Raw genomic sequence first — 18,939 nt, forward strand, 5'->3', positions numbered from 1 at the left:
CGATGATATACAATTAAATGATGACTGATTAAACTGTAGCCTCAGGTGCCTCACTAAGCTCAGGTGCACCTCTGAAGGTAAGCAACACCACATTCTCGACATGCTGGGTATGTGGGAACATATCCACCGGTTTAATGCGCGTTACTTCATATTTTTCTTTTAACAATGCCAGGTCGCGTGCCTGTGTGGCGGCATTACAACTGACGTAGACGATCTTTTCGGCTTCCATCTCAAGCAGGCGTTCTACGACATCGGCATGCATCCCTGCCCTTGGCGGGTCGGTGATCACCACATCTGGCTTACCATGTTCGGCGATAAAGTCGCGCGTGAGGATGTCTTTCATATCTCCGGCGTAGAAGATGGTATTTTCAATTCCATTCAGTTTAGAATTGAACTTTGCATCTTCAATAGCGGTAGGGACATATTCTACACCCACCACCTGTTTTACGCTGCGCGCCACAAAGTTTGCAATGGTCCCAGCGCCGGTATATAAGTCGTACACCAGCTCGTCGCCAGAGAAACCGGCAAACTCTTTCGTGATCTTGTAAAGCTCATGTGCCTGATTGGAATTCGTCTGATAGAAGGACTTGGCACCAATCTTAAACTTCAGGCCATTCATCTCTTCAAAGATGTGGTCCCTGCCGGCATAAGTCAACACCTCCTGATCAAAGATGGTGTCATTTTTTTTCTGGTTGAGGATATATAGAAGGGAAGTGATCTCCGGGAAGTTAGACTTCAGATACCCCATCAGCCCATCGATCTGTTCCTGCTCAACATAAGCAAAAACCACCACCACCATGACCTCTCCTGTTGAAGAAGTACGGATGATGAGGTTGCGCAGGTTACCTTCATGGTTACGCAGGTCGTAGAAGGTCAATCCATGCTCCAGTGCATAGGCACGCACCTGATTTCTCAGGTTATTGGAAGGATCTGCCTGCAGGTAACAATGGTCAATGTCAAGGATTTTATCAAAGCGCAGCGGCACATGAAAGCCCAGGGCATTCATTTCCAGCGCGACATCTCCGTCTTCTGGTGTAGCCATATCTGTTTTATTCAGCCAGCGTTTATTGGAAAACGTATATTCCAGTTTATTGCGATAATATTTATTTTCAGCAGAACCAAGGATCGGTTCCATTGCAGAGGTATCAATTTTTGCAAGTCGCTGTAGCGCCGCTTCAACATTTTTATGTTTAAACTGCAGCTGTGCATCATAGCCCATATGTTGCCATTTGCAGCCACCACAAGTACCAAAATGCTGACAGAACGGATCCGTTCTCAGCTCTGAACCCTTTTGCAGGTTCTCAATGACTGCTTCTGCAAAATTCTTTTTCTTCTTTACCAGGCGAACATCCACGACGTCACCAGGCACTGCTTTATCAACAAAGACAACCAGTTCATCTGCTTTACCTACGCCCTTGCCCTCTTCGGCAATGTCAATGATGCTTAAATTTGGGATAATGGTTACCGTTCCGGATTTTCTGTTTCTACTCATTATTTCGCAAAAATAATGTTTTTTTCAGACGTTATATAATTGTTTTTGGGAGGGGAATAAATGCATGAGGCTTCCAGGGCATGATGAACATCAAGCCAAAGGGAGAACAATCAGTTGAGGTGTTTACTTGCCAAAGATATTCAGGATAAAGCCCAGAAGACCATTGACCATGTTAAAGTCCACGTCAAACTTTTCATCAACCAGAATAGTAATTTCTAAAATCTCTTTACTCATGACTATTTACGATTGCATAATGCACAATATAGCCATTTATATACCATATACCAAAACGGTATACGTTAATATCCTATGAAATAATTAAAAAGAAATTACAATGCGGCCTTCACCAGAAAAGGCAACAGCTCCTTCTGGAAGCTGACAAAGTTCTTGCGGACATCGGCATCGCTTACGGACGTGAAGGCGAAGGAAAACACAATGCTCTTACTTGCTTTCAGGAGAAACGCCAGCCCTTCTTTACGTGAGGGGTTATTTTTGAAATGATCGAGCTCCAGATACGCAGAGAGCAGCAATGATTCCAGCTGATCAGACAGGTGTTTTAAAAATTCCTGGGAATTCGCATTCTCCCGGACAAAGTCCCATCCGATAAATTCATTGCAAACGGTAAAGGTGAGGCGGCAGGTTTTCATCACCAAGGCCTTCAGATGCTCTTCTTCATTGGAAAACTGCGCTTTGTTGCGGAGAATTTCTTTCAGGTTGAGGTCCAGGTAGTCCATCAAAATGGCATCCAGCACCTGCTCCTTACTTTCAAAATACTTATATATCGTCGCCTTGGCAATACGCGCTTTTCTGGCGATCTCATTGACACTTGTCTTATGATAGCCATACTTCCTGAACAACTCCTTAGCAGCCCTGATTATACTTTCTTTTATCTTCTCTGGTTCCATCAGTTCCTTACCTGTATTGTATTATTGGTGGTGATCACCGTATATTTCTTGAGCGACAATTCTGCAGGTGCCTTCACCGGACTTCCATCCTCGAGGGAAAACTTTCCACCTGAGCATTTATCCGTAACCGTAAACGTTGGATCATCCAGGTCCAGCGGACATACCTTTTCGGGATTCACAGTGCTGCAACGGTCGTACGCAACATAGTTCCCACTTAAGGTCCTGTAAATGATCAAGCCGGCCACGCCATGGCCTGAAATGATGACCGCTCCCCCCGGACTATTCAATTTAAGCAAAGCAGGGGTCGTTAAAAGTGCACTATAATTAACCGCAATATTGGGAATGTTGTTTCTTTCCTTTCCGCAGGCGGAAATCAGAAGCACCAATAAAAAAGCCGTTAAAACCTTCCTGATCATCATTATTAGATCAGGGAAGTTTTATATTGTTTCAGGAAGCGCGCATCGTTCTCAGAGAAGAAACGCAGGTCCTTAATTTCATATTTAAGGTTGGCAATCCTTTCGATGCCCATCCCGAATGCAAAACCGCTATATTTTTTTGAGTCTATGCCGCAGTTTTCCAGAACGTTCGGATCAACCATACCACAGCCCAGGATTTCCACCCAACCGCTGTACTTGCACATAGGGCAGCCGGCACCTTTACAGATCGTACAGGAGATGTCCATTTCCGCCGATGGCTCCGTAAAAGGAAAATAAGATGGGCGGAACCTTACTTTAGTACCCTCTCCATATAGTTCCTGCACAAAGTAGAACAACGTTTGCTTGAGGTCTGCAAAAGAAACATTTTCATCCACATATAACCCTTCGATCTGGTGGAAGAAACAGTGTGCCCTGGCGGAGATCGCTTCATTGCGGTATACACGTCCCGGCATGATCGCCCGGAAAGGCGGCTTGCCATGCTCCATCATGCGTACCTGCACAGATGAAGTATGGGTACGCAGGGCGATGTCACCCTTTTCGCCCCCTTTTTTAATGAAGAACGTATCCTGCATGTCGCGCGCAGGGTGCTCTTCAGGGAAGTTCAGGGCAGAGAAATTGTGCCAGTCGTCCTCAATTTCGGGGCCTTCGGCAACCACAAAACCAAGCTTACTAAAAATCTCGATGATTTCCCTTCTTACAAGGGCCAGAGGATGACGTGAGCCCACATCAAAACCTTCACCTGGCAGCGTAAGGTCCAGGCCACTATCTTTTGAAGATACGGCAACCTCCGTTTCTTCTTTGAGCGACTGGTACCTGGCTTCTGCCAGTTGTTTAAATTCATTTAAAACTTTCCCCAGTGTTCTTTTCTCCTCTGGTGAAACAGCCTTAAACTCATCAAATATATCTTTGATTATTCCTTTGGTACCAAGGAATTTAATACGGAATTGTTCTAATTCGTCTGCGTTGCTGGTAGAAAACGCATTTATTTCTGCGGTATACTGTGTTATCTTATCTTGTAACATGAGGCCAAATATACAGCTAATTATACAATATATTTATAATCGCCGGGTCCAAAAATCAACTTGGGAGCAATCTCCGATAGGAAAATAGACCCGGCGAAAAAGAAAATACTAGATCACACCAAGGGCCTTACCAACTTTGGTAAAGGCGGCGATGGCTTTATCAAGGTGATGCTGTTCGTGGGCTGCCGACAACTGCACGCGGATACGTGCCTTGCCCTGTCCCACTACAGGATAATAGAAACCAATCACATAAATGCCTTCCTCCAGCATTTTAGCCGCAAATTCCTGCGCCAGTTTGGCCTCATACAACATCACCGGAACGATTGGGTGTACCCCCGGTTTAATATCAAATCCTGCTGCCGTCATTTTCTCCCGGAAATACATGGTATTGCGTTCCAGTTTATCCCTCAGGTCGGTGGTCTCACTCAGCATATCCAGTACCGCAACGGAAGCACCGGCAATGGCAGGCGCCAGCGTATTGGAGAACAGGTAAGGCCTTGAGCGTTGACGCAGCATGTCTATAATTTCTTTCTTACCAGCAGTAAAACCACCGGAAGCACCCCCCAGGGCTTTACCCAACGTGCCGGTAATGATATCCACGCGATCCATCACATTAAAATGTTCATGTGTACCGCGGCCGGTTTTGCCAATAAAGCCAGTACAGTGTGACTCGTCAATCATCACCAGTGCCTCATATTTATCAGCAAGGTCACAAATCTGATCAAGTGGAGCAATGACACCATCCATTGAAAAGGCACCATCAGTTACAATAATACGGTGTCTCGCATCTTTGGCGGCAATCAGTTGCTGCTCCAGGTCGGCCATATCTGCATTTTTATAGCGGAAACGTTTCGCTTTACACAAGCGCACGCCGTCAATAATTGAAGCGTGGTTGAGCTCGTCTGAAATAATCGCATCCTGGTCATTAAACAGCGGTTCGAAAACACCCCCGTTTGCATCAAAAGCTGCAGCATATAAGATGGTATCTTCGGTACCGAGGAACCTGCTTAGTTTTTCCTCCAGCTCTTTATGTACATCCTGGGTTCCGCAGATAAACCGTACCGAAGACATGCCATAGCCATATTTGTCAATCGCCTGTTTAGCAGCCTCAGTCACACGGGCATCTGCCGACAAACCCAAATAGTTGTTTGCACAGAAGTTGATCACTTCCTGACCAGTACTTACTTTGATGTCTGCACCCTGAGGAGTGACAATCACACGTTCGCGCTTAAATAAACCGTCTTTTTCTATTTGCTCCAGTTCTTGTTGTAGAACGGGTTTTAATGTTTTATACATACTATTTTCTGCTTGTTGCAACCAAAGTTATGAAAATATCGTCTTTCAGAACAACCTGTAAACCACGATTCCAAACTTTAACATGACAATTGTGTTAAAAATTAATTTACATCACCGATATTTAGGCCATAATCGACCATATGAATAAAGTTTTTGCGACGCTTTTATTGCTTTTCAGCAGCTTAAGCACACTGTTAGCCCAGGATATGCAGCTCAGAGGAAGTATTAAAGATGCAGCAGGAGAAGCCATTCCATTTGCCTCTGTTTTTATCAAGAACACTACGCAGGGCAGCTCTGCTAACGTCGACGGCATCTATAGCATGGCCATTTCAAAAGGCACTTTCAGCATTATATATAAGGCAATTGGCTATAAACCGGTCGAAAAAACGGTCACCATTAGCGGCAACACCACAGAAAACATCACCCTCGTTCCCGAAACGGTTACCCTTTCGACAGTCACCATTGATGGAAACGCAGAAGACCCGGCCTATGAAATCATCAGACAGGCCATAAAAAGAAGAAAAGAACACCTCAATGAGGTAGGCTCCTATACTGCTCATGCTTATGTAAAAGGGCTTCAGAAGCTTGTCGGTGCACCAAAGAAGTTCTTTGGAAGGGATATCCAAAAGACACTGGAGCTGGACACCAACAGAAAAGGCATCCTTTACCTTTCCGAATCGACCTCCAATATTTCCGTTGAGCGTCCGGACAAAATACATGAAGAGATGATCTCTTCAAAAATTGCCGGTCAGAACAACGCCTTCAGTTTTAATAAGGCTTCCGACCTGCTGGCCAATTTTTATGATAACATCCTGCTGCAAAACACCGTCAGTAACAGGGGATTTGTATCTCCCATTGCGGACAACGCCATGTTTTACTACCGATATAAACTACTTGGTGTAAGTAATGAAAACGGCATTCAGCTCAACAAGATCGCGGTGATCCCACGACGGGAAAATGATCCGGTATTCAGGGGGGTGATCTACATAAAAGAGGACAGCTACCATCTGGTCAATGCAGATGTTTACCTGATTAAAAATGCGGGCATCAACTTCGTTGACACCCTCCGTATTTCGCAGCAGTTTTTAGGTGTTGAAAAAACGTATATGCCTTCCGCATTGAACTTTCGTTTCAATGGCAATGTACTGGGTTTTAAATATGAGGGCTATTACGTAGCTGTATACAGCCAATACAACCTCAATCCTGATTTCCCAAAAGGGCATTTTAACGGGGAAATCCTGAAGGTCACCAAGGCGGTGAATAAAAAAGATTCGTTGTTCTGGCTGAACAACAGGCCCATCCCCCTCACAACGGAAGAGCGCCTGGACTACATCCGGAAGGACAGCCTGGCCACACTCAAACAGTCAAAACGCTACCTTGACTCCCTGGAAAAAGTCAACAACAAGTTTGGCTTAGGAAAGTTATTCCTGAATGGCTACACGATTAATAACCGCTACAAACGACAGTCGCTAACCTTCGACCCCATCGCACAATCCGTATTTTACAATACTGTTGAAGGCTTTGCAGTAAAGTATGGTGTCGCCTACACCAAACGGTTGGATTATGGCCGCTACTTCCAGATACAACCAGAAGCACGTTATGGCTTCTCCAACAAATTATTTACGGCTCACGTGTCTGGAGTTTACCGGTATGATCCCGTAAAACGCGCCAGCGTCAGCGCTTCCTTTGGATCTGACATTGTAGACCTGAACAATTATGGCACAATGACATTGCCGGGCATTGCCGTAAATGCCCTTCTCTTTGAGCGGAATTTCGCAAAGTTCTACAAGAAAGAATTTGTCAACGCTGGCGCAAACAGAGAGCTGGCAGATGGACTGCAGACAAGCCTCTTCCTGGAATATGCAAGAAACACCCATCTGAATAATACCGCCGACTACAAAATCTTCGATTATGGCGACCGTAACTTCAGCTCGAACAACCCATTTGCACCATCAGCAGAAACACCGCTGTTCCCAACCTACAAGGCACTGACCGTCAACGCAGCCCTTACTTACACCATTGGGCAAACGTACATCACACGGCCCGACAGTAAAATATATGAAGGATCAAAGTACCCAAGCATCAGCCTCTATTACAAAAAAGGAATTTCCGGTGTACTCGGCAGCGATGTCGATTACGACCTGCTGGGCCTGGAGATCTATAAAGAAAGAATCAATACCGGGCTGTGGGGTTATTCGTCCATCATCCTGGGCGCAGGAAAGTTTCTGAACAATGCATCGGTGTACTTCCCGGAGTTCAAACATTTCCGAGGCAACAAAACCCTGCTCAGCAAGCCCAACCAACGAAAATTCCTGTTTCTTGATTTCTACCTGAACAGTACCGACGAAGAATATTTTGAGGCGCATTTCGAACACAACTTCTCCGGATTGATCACCAACAAAATCCCGCTGCTCCGTAAGTTCAGGCTAGAAGAGATCGCTGGCGTCAACTACCTGAGCCAGCCGATCAAAAGGAACTACACAGAATTTTACTTTGGGCTACAGCGACTGATATTCCGGGCGACTTATGGATTTGCCTATGATGGAAACAAACGCGTGCAGCACGGCATCAGACTTACTTACGGACTTTAGTTCGGGTATCTGAGTTCCTGGCCGGCAGCCTGTAGCAATTCGAACAAACGATCCATATGGCTTACAAATGATCCATCATCGTCTTTATGAAAATCGCCGTGTTTCAACAGGAATTTCATGTAATTCAGGTAGATCTTCTTCAGGCCATTCACCGTTGCCAGGGGAGGAAAGTCATGGAGATAGCTTAAGACCTTTGTGTGCAATTCCGGAGACAGCCCAACTGTGGTTTGAGATCCTTCCTGCGCCTTTCCATACTCATATAAAACAAGAATGAGTTCAGGTGGAAAATAATCATCATTGCGATTGAAGATCACTATTCCTTCAGGGAGCTCATCCGCAACCTGCTGCTGTAATTCATCTTCATGGATCTCTTCAGCCCAGTCCAGCAGCTCATCCAGCAGCTCGTACATCGGGAAATACAGGTGGTGGTTATCGCAATCTGCTGCAACAGGCGTATCATTCAGACTGTAATAAAGCAGGATATCCAGCTCATCCTGCCACTCCGACAGTGTCAGAAAGGCGAACATTGTTCTGGGCAGATCTTCCCCACCATCCTCATCTGATTGCATCAGGTAAGCTGCTTCCAATAAACGGGTAATTTGCTGATGCAAATCTACCATGCCCGATGGTTCAAATTGTTTCATTTCCCTGTATTGCTGATCACCGGATGAAAGCGCAAACCAGAACCTCAGATCAAGCCTGAACTGCTCAATTTCACACTCCTCAAAAAACACATTCAGCACCGTTAAAGGATATTGTTGCTCCTGATCAGTCAAATACCTCGGCATCGGAGATGCCACATTATTATACCTTCTTCTCATAACTTATTATTTTACATATTAATTTAATTTATCTACTTTAAACCCTATATTGTCGGAATAATTAATACAATACTACCTGTAATTTATTGAAAAGAAAAATATATTAATAATAAATGATTAACAAAATGAAAACAAGCCATCCACAACAAATCATGATCGGACCAAGATTAAAAGAAGCAAGATTATTAAGAGACCTCACACTTGCAGAGTTCTACACCCCAATTACAAGGCATATTGGCAACTGCTCTTCCATCGAAAACGGAAAGCGGATTATTGGCAAGCGGCTGACCAGGGATATTGCTGAATACCACCACATCAACCTGAAGTTTCTAACTACAGGGACCGGAGAAATCTTCACCAAACCTATCGACGACCGGCAGCACCTTTTACCAGCTACGCAGCATGGTGTCCCCTTTTTCAATGTAGATCTGGCTGATGCCACGTTTGGCACCACTCAGGTCTTTCAGGAGACTGCAGAATATTACGTCAATTACAAACCTTTCAACGACTGCAATGCTTACCTCCCCATCTATGGAGAGAGCATGCATCCGAAGTTCAGCAGTGGCGAGATCATCATTGTGAAGGAAATCCTGAATCGTGACATTGTGCAGTGGGGAGAGGCCTATCTCATTGTTACAGACGAACAAGCCAACAACATGACCACCGTAAAACTGCTTTTTGAACATGAAGATCAGGGAAAGATCATTCTCCGATCTTTAAACCCTGAATTCAAAGGAGACACCATCATCAGTCGTAATGTCATCAGAAGGATGTTTATTATTAAAGGAAAGGTGACCCGTGTTCACCTGTAGACTTCGGGATTGACGGGATACGGAAGTCTTTCTCCATTTAGACCGGCAATGATATTCTGTGCCGCCAGGATGGACATTGCATTTCTCGTCTCCACAGTAGCAGAGCCAATATGTGGCAGTACAGCAACATTAGGCATATTTAAAAGCGGGTGATCTGACATCATGGGCTCCGGGTTGGTTACATCCAGGCCGGCGCCCCAGATCTGCCCTTCTTCTAATGCCCGCTGCAGGTCCCCTTCATGGTGTATACCACCTCTGGCAGTGTTGATAAAGATAGATGAGGGCTTCATCCTCGCGAAAGCTGCTGTATTGAACCGGCCGGCCGTTTCCGTCGTCAATGCGGTATGTACACTAAGTACGTCACTTTCAGCGAGCAGCTCGTCGAATGACACCCATTGCGCATTTATCAACTTTTCTGCCGGCTCATTTCTGCTCCTGTTGTGGTAAATGACTTTCATGCCGAAAGCTCCGGCACATGCTTTGGCCATCTCCAGTCCGATTTTACCGAGGCCAAAAATACCGAGCGTCTTACCCCTCAGTTCAATCCCAAGGTTTGCTGTAGGCTCAAAAAAGCCCCACTCCCCTTTGAGGATGGTTTTGTGCATGTAAAAAGCTTTCCTTGAAGTAGCCAGCATCAGTAAGAAGGCGGTATCCGCAGTGGCTGCACTCAAAACGCCCGGGGTATTACCTATGGGGATCCCTAAGTCTGTTGCAGCAGCGACATCCACATGGTCATATCCCACAGAGTGGAGGGCAATAACTTTAAGGTGTTTGCTCGCCTGAAGAAATTCCTGATCAACAGGGCTGCTGACACAAAGTAGTGCATCAGCCTGGCTGCAGCAAGAGATCAGCTCCTCTTTGCTCAGCTTCCTTTTTTCTTTCCATTCCACTACCGTTATACCAGCATCTTCCAGCAATTTTCTTCCGGGTTCCGGGATGACCCTTGTGACAAATACGCGTTTCATATTTAAATTAATTTACACTTTTTCTTACTAATGACAATCAATACCGCAAATTACCTAAAATAAAAAAGCGGTACCAAAATCAATTGGTACCGCTTATGTCATTTAACAGAGTTTATTAAACACCAAGTTTTTTGCGGAGGTCAGAAGGTATTCCTTTTTTATTCAGCAAAAACGCAGTGGTTTTATATTTAACAAAGTTTTTAGTCACATATAAATAACCTTTATAGTCATTTGTCGCACCCCATGAGTTTTTGACGATATAATATTCTTTACCATTCTGGTCTTTTGCAATACCAGTGATCTGCATACCATGATCATCGGTAGTCTCATAGTTATCGAATGAAGCCTGACGCATCTCTACAGTGATTTCTTTCTCCGGCTTTGGACCATTGAACATCGCTTTCTTTTCATCTGCAGACATCTCCGCAAAATCTTTTTCCGGGACATAGGCAACACCATTTTTCCAGCTGAAGCCTTTTTCACTTACATCAGTAGCCCATGCTACAGTATATCCTTTTTTCAAAGCATTGTCAATGGTTTTAGTGATGTCATCCATTTGCACATTGTACACCTGATCATAAGACCAGTTGTCTGGCACCATCAGCACCGCTTTTTTATAATATGGAGAAGTATTGAATGAAGACAACTCCACATAATCCTCAGGATTGATACCTACCACTTCTTTAGCAAAAGTTTTTGGGGTATAAGATTTACCTTCGAAGGTAAAGTTCTCAGGCACCGCACCAAGGCAGGAATCAATTGTAGCAATATATCTGGTTTTCCAGGTAGGGTCCAGCTTTCCGTTAGGTGCTTTCACTGCATCCTCAAGAATCTGCTTTGTTTTGGCATTCATCACATCTGAAGAGTTTCCAGGGGTACCATAGTCCTTGCCATTGTAAACATCCTGAGGTAAAGCACCATACAATGCAAACATGTTGATTACATCATGACAGGCACCGCCATCACCTAAAGTCAGGGCACCGTGCATGCGTACATAGTTGATGCCTTTTTCAATATAGGCATTACGCGCAGTAAAGATGTCTGCCAGGTCCACAGGTTTTTTCCCCATACGGATCATCTCTGATTCGAGAAAGGAGTTCGTGCTGTAACTCCAGCAAGTACCTGATGATTTTTGATTTTTTACAGATGTCGCCTCAGCATTGATTACCGGAGTGAAGGTAAAACTATTCTTGCTGTCTGTGCTCTGATTGTTTTTTAACGAGTTCACCAGATTGTCCTGTGCAAACAAGCTACCTGCAGTAAATAGAAGACCAGCGGCCATCATTACAGGTTTCATAGAAATTCTAGTCATTTTATGTGTTTAGTTAGCCGTCGTTACCATCCCAATACTATTGTAACGTACAGGGCAAACTTAAGCATTATCCAATAACACATCAATAGCGTCTAAATATTGTTACCATCCATTTTCTTTCTTAACTTTGCGGCACATTAAACGCTGTATGCAACAGTATCAATGATTTTATGGAAAAATATCAGACTTTACTTTACTATTGCTATAGTCACATAGCAGATGCAGAACAATTCGCTGCCGATCACCTTAAATTTTGTAAATCGCTAAACCTCGTTGGACGCATCATTGTTGCCGATGAAGGGTTGAATGGCACCGTGTCCGGCACAAAAGAGTCCTGTGAGGCTTACATGGTAGCAATTCATGCTGATGAACGCTTTGCCAAGACAGAGTTTAAAATTGATGATGTAGAAACCCCATCCTTTATCAAGATGCATTGTCGCTACAAGGCAGAAATCGTCCATTCAGGATTGAGAGACACCAGCATCATTAACCCGAATGAGCGTACTGGAAAACACCTGGAACCCGTTGAGTTTCAAAAAATGATCAATGATGAGGATGTGGTGATCCTGGACGTACGTTCAAACTATGAACATAACCTCGGTAAGTTCAAAAACGCGGTAACACTCGACATTGAAAACTTCAGGGACTTCCCGGAGAAAATCAATGAGCTGGCAAAATATAAAGACAAGAAAGTACTTACCTACTGCACTGGGGGTATCAAATGTGAGAAAGCATCTGCACTGCTGCTGCATCATGGATTCAATGACGTGTACCAGTTGCATGGCGGCATTATTAAATATGGTAAAGAAGCCGGTGGTGAAGATTTTGAAGGCAAATGTTATGTGTTCGACAACAGGATTGCTGTTGATGTCAACTCCGTGAACCCAACTGTTGTTTCCAAATGTTTCAACTGTGGGACCATCACTCCAAAAATGATCAATTGTGCCAATCCGGAATGCAATGAGCACATCACACAGTGTGATGCCTGTGGGGAGGAATTGCAGGGCTGCTGTTCTGTTGCCTGCACTACCAATCCGCGGAAAAGGCCTTATGATGGAACCGGTTATTACGTGAAGGTGCCGCAACCCCTTGGTGTGTCGGCCAAATAATAGCTATATTAGTTATTCATGAGCAGAAAAATCGCCGGTTACTTTTTATGTTTATTCCTTTTCACCTGCACGGTATTTTCCGTTAAGGCTGATGACATCAAAAGTATCGGGGTTCCCTATGTACAGAATTTCCCGAAATCTGTTTACCTCTCCGGCAACCAGAACTGGTCGATTGCCAAGGACAAATCGGGCGTCATGTATTTTGGAAATGCCCAGGGATTGCTCAGCTATGATGGCAAATACTGGCAGCAGCACCAGATGCCCAACCGGCAGATTGTGCGGTCAGTTGCCGTGGCCCCATCAGGAATAATTTATACAGGTGGTTTCGGCGAAATGGGCTATTGGTCTTATCGCAATAGAAAGCTTAGTTACACGTCCATTGTACCGAAAGACAATTTTGTAAAGGATGAGATCTGGAAGATCTATGTAGACGGGGACCGCGTCCTCTTTCAGTCCTTTTCTACCATCTATATTTATGAGAACAAAAAGCTGAGTACGGTAAAAGCGAAGAAACCTTTTTTATTTCTGCATCAGGTAAACCACCGCTTCTTCGTAGAAGTACTGGAAAGCGGCCTTTTTGAACTTTCCGCCAATAAACTGGTTCCGTTGAAGGGTAGCGATGCTACCAATTCCAGGGATGTACTGTCGATATTACCCTATCGCGAGAACAAACTTCTTATTGGTACCAGTAAAAATGGACTGTTTATTTACGATGGCCAGAACTTTAGCCCCTTCAGCACATCTGCAAACGATTTTTTAAAAACATTTCAACTGAACAATGGCGTAAAAGTGCTGGGCAAATATTATGCTTTCGGAACCATCCTGAACGGATTGATCATCATTGACGATGCCGGAAAGGTGGTTCAACGTATCAATAAATGGAGTGGCCTTCAAAACAACACCGTCCTCAGCCTGTATGCAGACGACAAGCAGAACCTCTGGGCGGGGCTTGACAATGGCATCGACCGCGTAGAGCTCAACAGTCCACTGTACTTTTACTTTGACAAGTCCGGACAGTTCGGTACAGTGTATACTAGTTTAATATACAACAACTTTATCTACCTGGGCACCAATCAGGGACTGTTTTACAGCAAATGGAACGGCGATAAACAAGCACCATTTAGCTCTTTTGACTTCAGCATCATTCCCGGCTCACAGGGACAGGTATGGGACCTGACCATAATTGATGGCCAACTGATTTGCGGACATAACAATGGGACCTTCCGGGTTAACGGCAATCAGATGGAAAAAATATCCACTGAAAATGGGGGCTGGACCATACGAAAGGCGGGGGTCAATAATGACTTTCTCATTCAAGGAACTTATAACGGCCTCGTGGTATATGCAAAAGATGTGCAAGGGCTCTGGAAATTCCATCATAAGGTGTCCGGCTTCGGAGAACCCTCGCGATACGTGGAAAGAGATACCAAAGGTGACATCTGGGTAAGCCATGCCTACAAAGGTCTATATAGGCTCAAATTAAATGCAGAACTAACTAAAGTCATCTCAGCCACACAGTTTACTGAAAAAAACGGGCTTCCTGACGATTACAACATCAACATCTTCAGAATGCAGGACCAGCTGCTGTTCTCCTCCAATAAAGGTTTCTATATTTATGATGAGATCAGCAACAAGTTCAGAAACTATAAAGAACTTAATCAACGATTGAAAAGCTTTTCGACCGCTAACAAGATCATCAATGCCGGCACCAGCAAATACTGGTTCATCAATCGTGGAAAGATGGGCATGGTAGACCTGAGCATCCCGGGAAAATTATCGATAGACTCCAACAGCTTTAGCATCCTTGATGGACGGATGGTGCAGTATTATGAAAATATCAGTAAGATCAGTGACAACATTTATCTGATCAGCGTAGATGATGGTTTTGTCATCTATAACGGCAATGCATCAGCTGGCGGCCCCAACAAGGATGTACTGCCCACAGTGCTTATCCGCCAGGTAGAAGACATTACGGATACATACAAAAGCCTCAGTGAAATGGGAAATGATGAGCAGGAGTTTGAGATTCCCTATGGGCGGAACAACATCCGGATAGCCTATTCACTTCCTTACTATAGGCAGGCAAAAGTAAAATACCAATATTATCTGGAAGGTTACTCTAAGCAATGGTCGGAATGGAGCAGTACCTCTCAGAAGGACTTTACCAACCTAAACAGCGGGACCTATACCTTCAAGATACGGGCAAGGGTAAATGACAACCTGATGAGCAAGGAGACCACCTTTAAATTTGTAATCTTACCTCCCTTTTACGCTACGAAAATTGCCTTTTTCTTTTATTTGCTTTGTGTAATCGCCATCCTGATCATTGGAAAACGTGTGTATGAACGTAAACTGAGCCGGGATCAAAAAGAAATTGCAAACAGGCTACAAATAGAAAAGGAAATCTATCTGCAGAAAAAGGCGGAAGCTACTGAAAGACAAATTACAAAACTCCAAACAGAAAGGTTACAGGCAGAACTGGCTGGTAAAAATCGTGAACTGGCCAACTCAGCGATGAGCCTGGTATATAAAAATGAGTTGCTGCAGAAGCTGAGCCAGGAAATCCTGAAACTAAAAGACACCAATGGAAAAGGACTTGCCGAGGAACAGCTCCGAAAGATCCAGAAAGTAATTGACGAGGGAATGAATGACGAGCGGGACTGGCATCTTTTTGAGACCAGTTTTAACATGGCACATGAAAGCTTCTTTAAAAAACTAAAAGCAAATCATCCGGATCTTGTACCCAATGATCTTAAGTTATGTGCATATCTGCATATGAATATGAGCAGTAAGGAAATGGCCTCTCTGTTAAACATATCTCTGCGGGGCGTCGAAATACGGCGATACAGGTTACGTAAAAAGCTTGAAGTACCACATGACAAGAACCTCACGGAGTTCCTGATGGAGTTGTAGCACTACATCATTACCTCTCATCACCTTATTTTCACCTCACATCTCCACACTTTATTATCGATGTTATTAAGCGTCCAAAAGTAGCTGTTAAGGCCATTCTAAATGGTTTTTCCAAACCGTTTTCATGACACAATTGTTAACTGTATATACTACACAATCTAATTGTGATGTATTAATGTATAGGTCGATTTTTTGGGATAGCAGTTTTTCTATCTGAAATTTATCGGACAATTAAACAATCAAATATAAACGAGCATGAAAAGAATCTTTACAAAATTTTCTGTTTTGGCATTCCTCTGTTTTCTTTTTACTAACGTTGCATTTGCACAAAATGTAACCATTAAAGGAAAAGTCACAGATGGCGGGGACAACACCCCGATCCCATCTGTAAGTATCCGGGTAAAAGGAACTACTACAGGAGCACAAACAGATGCAAATGGAAATTACTCCATCAGCGCGGCAGCAAATGCGACTCTTGTTTTTACCTATATAGGATATACCACGCAAGAGATTCCGGCAAACAACAGAACAACTATAAATGTAGCACTGGCTTCTTCAGCCCAAAATCTGGAGCAGGTCGTCGTTGTAGGTTATGGTACACAAAGAAAACTTGACGTTACTGGTGCAGTAGCCTCTGTAAAAGGAGAAGATATTGGTAAACAAGCCTCACAAAATGCCGTTAGTGCTCTACAAGGTAAAGTGGCTGGGGTCTCTATTGCCAATTCCGGAACACCGGGAGCGTCGCCGACGATCACCATCCGTGGTACTGGTACAATCTATGGCAATACTGCTGTGTTATATGTCGTTGACGGTGTATGGTATGACGACATCAACTTCCTCAATCCGGCAGATATTGCAAACATCAGCATCCTCAAAGATGCTTCCGCACAATCCATCTATGGTATCCGTGCAGCAAACGGTGTAGTATTGGTAACGACCAATCGTGGCAAAAAAGGAGATCCTGTGATTAACTATAATGGATCCGTTGGATTTCAGAAAGTCACAAATGCCGTAGAAATGGCAAATGCCACGGAATATGCAACCGCAGTAAACGAATCTTATGCAATACTTGGTCAAGCCCCATTATTTGCCAATACAAATCTTGGAAAGGGAACCGACTGGTATGATGTCATTCTTAGAGATGCCATGGTAACCAATCACCAGTTATCTGTAAGTGGTGGAGCTGAGAAATCAACATACAATCTTTCCCTTGGTTACCTTGACCAGGACGGTATTGTTAAACGTAATAATTACAAGAGATATACCGCAAGGTTGTCACATGACTTCCAGATCTTTGAACCTTTAAAAATCGGGTACAACGTCACCGGAACATCCAGTAAATCAAAAGATGCACCGTCAAGCATTTTCCGCGCATTGTATGCCGCATCACCGGTGATTCCGGTATTTAAAGAAGACGGCTCTTACGGAGACCCTAACGACTTCAGCCTTGGTAACGGAAGTAATGTAAACCCGCAGGCCACATTAGATTTCTGGAATCAGACTACCTCAAAGTACAATTTTACCGGTAACATCTATGCAGAACTGAAGTTCCTCAAAAACTTTACCTTCAAGACGAGCATCGGTGGTGACATGGGTCAGGAAGAGGTGCTGGGTTACATCCCTGTTTACAGGGCCTCAGCAAGTCAGTTGAGCACCAATAGTCAACTGGATGTAGACCGCATTGAAACACGCAATTGGATCATTGAAAATACGTTAACATTCGACAAAAAATGGGATGACCACAGCCTTACTGTACTGGCCGGCCAAACCGCTCAACGCAGGAAATCTTATACCATTAATGCACAAACCAGAGATGTTCCATTTACTACAGATGGAGATTTATACCTTAAATTGGGTAATGCCAGCAAGAGTACCATTACCGACCTTGGATCATTGGCAACTTTTGCCTCCTATTTTGGAAGGGTAAACTATTCATTCAAAAACAGGTACCTTTTAAATGCCTCTATTCGTAGAGACGGCGCATCTCAGTTCTTCGGAGGGGGTAACCTCTGGGGCAACTTCCCTTCTGTAGGTGCAGGCTGGGTCATCAGTAATGAGGACTTCATGAAAGATCAGAAAATCTTCAGCAACTTAAAACTTAGGGGAAGCTGGGGTAAAGTTGGTAATGCCAACGTACCATTAAATCCAACTACAAGGGTAATTGATCAATCTGCCGGACTTATAGCAATCATTGGTGGCCTTCCTCAGACAGGTGCAAATGAGAGAACGATTGTTCCACCAAGTCTGGTATGGGAAAAAAGTACCGGTACGGATATCGGTCTGGAGATGGGATTCATGGACAACCGTCTGAGTGTTGAAGCGGATTATTTCAGCAGAAAAACAGAAGATGCAATTTTTGAGATCCCTGTATTCGGAAGTCTTGGAACAGCTAACAGTGTTATCCTTGCAAATCAGGCCGACATCAAAAACAGTGGTTTTGAACTTGCTGCTACCTGGTCAGACCAAACAGAAAGCGGCTTTAAATACTCTATCAGCGGTAACATCGGCATCAACAACAACAAAGTGCTGAATGTTTCTTCAGGATCAAATCCAATTGATAAAGGTGGAGCAACCATCACAAGTGGCTATCTGTCAACAAGAACAGTAATTAACCGCCCGATCGGTAACTTCTTCGGCTACGAAGTTGAGGGCATTTATCAAACTGATGCGGAAGCACTTCCTTTTAATAAAAAAGCAGGAGATTTCAAATATAGGGATCTCAATGGTGATGGCGTAGTCAGCCCTGCTGACCGTACGTTCTTAGGAAATCCTAACCCTAAATATACCTATGGCATAAATACCAACTTCGCCTACAAAAACTTCGATTTAACGATTGATATCCAGGGTGTGGCTGATGTAGATGTCTTCAATGCGAACCTGAGTAACAGATTTGGAAATGAGAACTTCACTAAAGATTTCTTTAACAACAGGTGGACAGGCGCTGGAACATCCAATTCCTACCCCTCAGCGAATCTTGCAGGTAACATGAACAACGCACCTAACTCGTTCTATATCGAAAGCGGATCCTATGTGAGATTGAGGAATATGCAGCTAGGTTATACCCTTCCTACAGCAATCACCTCAAAATGGAAAATGCAGCGTCTTAGGGTATTCGCAAATGCGCAGAATGCCATCAACCTTTTCGGCTACAAAGGGTTTAGTCCTGAAGTGGGTGGAGCACCAACAAATGCAGGGGTAGATGGTAACGTATATCCGCTGTACGCAACGTACAACCTTGGTGTTAATCTTACATTTTAATCGATC

The 18,939-nt window shown here is 44.0% G+C and carries 14 protein-coding genes; 5 read left to right on the forward strand and 9 right to left on the reverse strand.

All coding sequences use genetic code 11. From position 1 onward, the window contains the following. Positions 1 to 28: 28 nt before the first annotated feature. The 6 genes from rlmD to kbl form a co-directional block, all read right to left on the reverse strand. The gene (gene rlmD / locus PBAL39_RS15710) at positions 29 to 1,492 is read right to left on the reverse strand and encodes a 23S rRNA (uracil(1939)-C(5))-methyltransferase RlmD (protein ID WP_008243239.1); all 1,464 of its coding nucleotides are present in this window, start codon (positions 1,490 to 1,492) and stop codon (positions 29 to 31) included. Between the two features lie 123 nt (positions 1,493 to 1,615). Beyond that, complete coding sequence (locus tag PBAL39_RS15715) at positions 1,616 to 1,726, reverse strand: hypothetical protein (RefSeq protein WP_008243240.1); 111 nt, start codon at positions 1,724 to 1,726, stop codon at positions 1,616 to 1,618. A 95-nt stretch (positions 1,727 to 1,821) separates the two neighbouring features. Further along, complete coding sequence (locus tag PBAL39_RS15720; RefSeq protein ID WP_008243241.1) at positions 1,822 to 2,397, reverse strand: TetR/AcrR family transcriptional regulator; 576 nt, start codon at positions 2,395 to 2,397, stop codon at positions 1,822 to 1,824. Continuing rightward, positions 2,397 to 2,816: a hypothetical protein gene (locus PBAL39_RS15725; protein ID WP_008243242.1), complete on the reverse strand. Its 420-nt coding sequence runs from the start codon at positions 2,814 to 2,816 to the stop codon at positions 2,397 to 2,399. Before PBAL39_RS15725 ends, PBAL39_RS15720 begins: the two co-directional genes overlap by 1 nt. 2 nt (positions 2,817 to 2,818) lie before the next feature. After that, the gene (gene pheS / locus PBAL39_RS15730) at positions 2,819 to 3,856 is read right to left on the reverse strand and encodes a phenylalanine--tRNA ligase subunit alpha (RefSeq protein WP_008243243.1); all 1,038 of its coding nucleotides are present in this window, start codon (positions 3,854 to 3,856) and stop codon (positions 2,819 to 2,821) included. Positions 3,857 to 3,964: 108 nt separating this feature from the next. Beyond that, positions 3,965 to 5,152: a glycine C-acetyltransferase gene (gene kbl / locus PBAL39_RS15735; RefSeq protein WP_008243244.1), complete on the reverse strand. Its 1,188-nt coding sequence runs from the start codon at positions 5,150 to 5,152 to the stop codon at positions 3,965 to 3,967. 140 nt (positions 5,153 to 5,292) lie between these two features. Here kbl and PBAL39_RS15740 point away from each other — a divergent pair, with 140 nt between their 5' ends. Then, the gene (locus PBAL39_RS15740; RefSeq protein WP_008243246.1) at positions 5,293 to 7,743 is read left to right on the forward strand and encodes a DUF5686 and carboxypeptidase regulatory-like domain-containing protein; all 2,451 of its coding nucleotides are present in this window, start codon (positions 5,293 to 5,295) and stop codon (positions 7,741 to 7,743) included. Here PBAL39_RS15740 and PBAL39_RS15745 read toward each other — a convergent pair. Then, positions 7,740 to 8,564 carry a hypothetical protein gene (locus tag PBAL39_RS15745; RefSeq protein ID WP_039866797.1) on the reverse strand — a complete coding sequence of 275 codons (825 nt, stop codon included), beginning with the start codon at positions 8,562 to 8,564 and terminating at the stop codon, positions 7,740 to 7,742. The genes PBAL39_RS15740 and PBAL39_RS15745 overlap by 4 nt on opposite strands. 125 nt (positions 8,565 to 8,689) lie before the next feature. Here PBAL39_RS15745 and PBAL39_RS15750 point away from each other — a divergent pair, with 125 nt between their 5' ends. Continuing rightward, positions 8,690 to 9,376, forward strand: coding sequence for an XRE family transcriptional regulator (locus PBAL39_RS15750; protein ID WP_232282968.1), 687 nt, complete (start codon positions 8,690 to 8,692; stop codon positions 9,374 to 9,376). Here PBAL39_RS15750 and PBAL39_RS15755 read toward each other — a convergent pair. Next, entirely contained in the window at positions 9,367 to 10,341 is a 975-nt protein-coding gene (locus tag PBAL39_RS15755; RefSeq protein ID WP_008243249.1) for a D-glycerate dehydrogenase, read from the reverse strand. The two genes, PBAL39_RS15750 and PBAL39_RS15755, sit on opposite strands and share 10 nt — an antisense overlap. Positions 10,342 to 10,456: 115 nt before the next feature. Then, positions 10,457 to 11,653: an aminopeptidase C gene (locus PBAL39_RS15760; protein WP_039866802.1), complete on the reverse strand. Its 1,197-nt coding sequence runs from the start codon at positions 11,651 to 11,653 to the stop codon at positions 10,457 to 10,459. 170 nt (positions 11,654 to 11,823) lie between these two features. On the opposite strand from PBAL39_RS15760, the gene PBAL39_RS15765 reads away from it, so the two are divergent. From PBAL39_RS15765 to PBAL39_RS15775, 3 genes are all read left to right on the forward strand, one after another. Then, positions 11,824 to 12,762 carry a rhodanese-related sulfurtransferase gene (locus tag PBAL39_RS15765; RefSeq protein ID WP_008243251.1) on the forward strand — a complete coding sequence of 313 codons (939 nt, stop codon included), beginning with the start codon at positions 11,824 to 11,826 and terminating at the stop codon, positions 12,760 to 12,762. A gap of 18 nt (positions 12,763 to 12,780) precedes the next feature. Next, on the forward strand, positions 12,781 to 15,675 hold the full coding sequence (locus PBAL39_RS15770; protein WP_008243252.1) for a triple tyrosine motif-containing protein: 2,895 nt from the start codon (positions 12,781 to 12,783) through the stop codon (positions 15,673 to 15,675). A gap of 255 nt (positions 15,676 to 15,930) precedes the next feature. Then, a complete protein-coding gene (locus tag PBAL39_RS15775) occupies positions 15,931 to 18,933 on the forward strand; it encodes a TonB-dependent receptor (RefSeq protein ID WP_008243253.1) in 3,003 nt (1,000 codons plus the stop codon). The last annotated feature ends 6 nt before the right edge of the window (positions 18,934 to 18,939 follow it).

It is taken from the genome of Pedobacter sp. BAL39 (assembly GCF_000170795.1).
Lineage (GTDB): Bacteria > Bacteroidota > Bacteroidia > Sphingobacteriales > Sphingobacteriaceae > Pedobacter.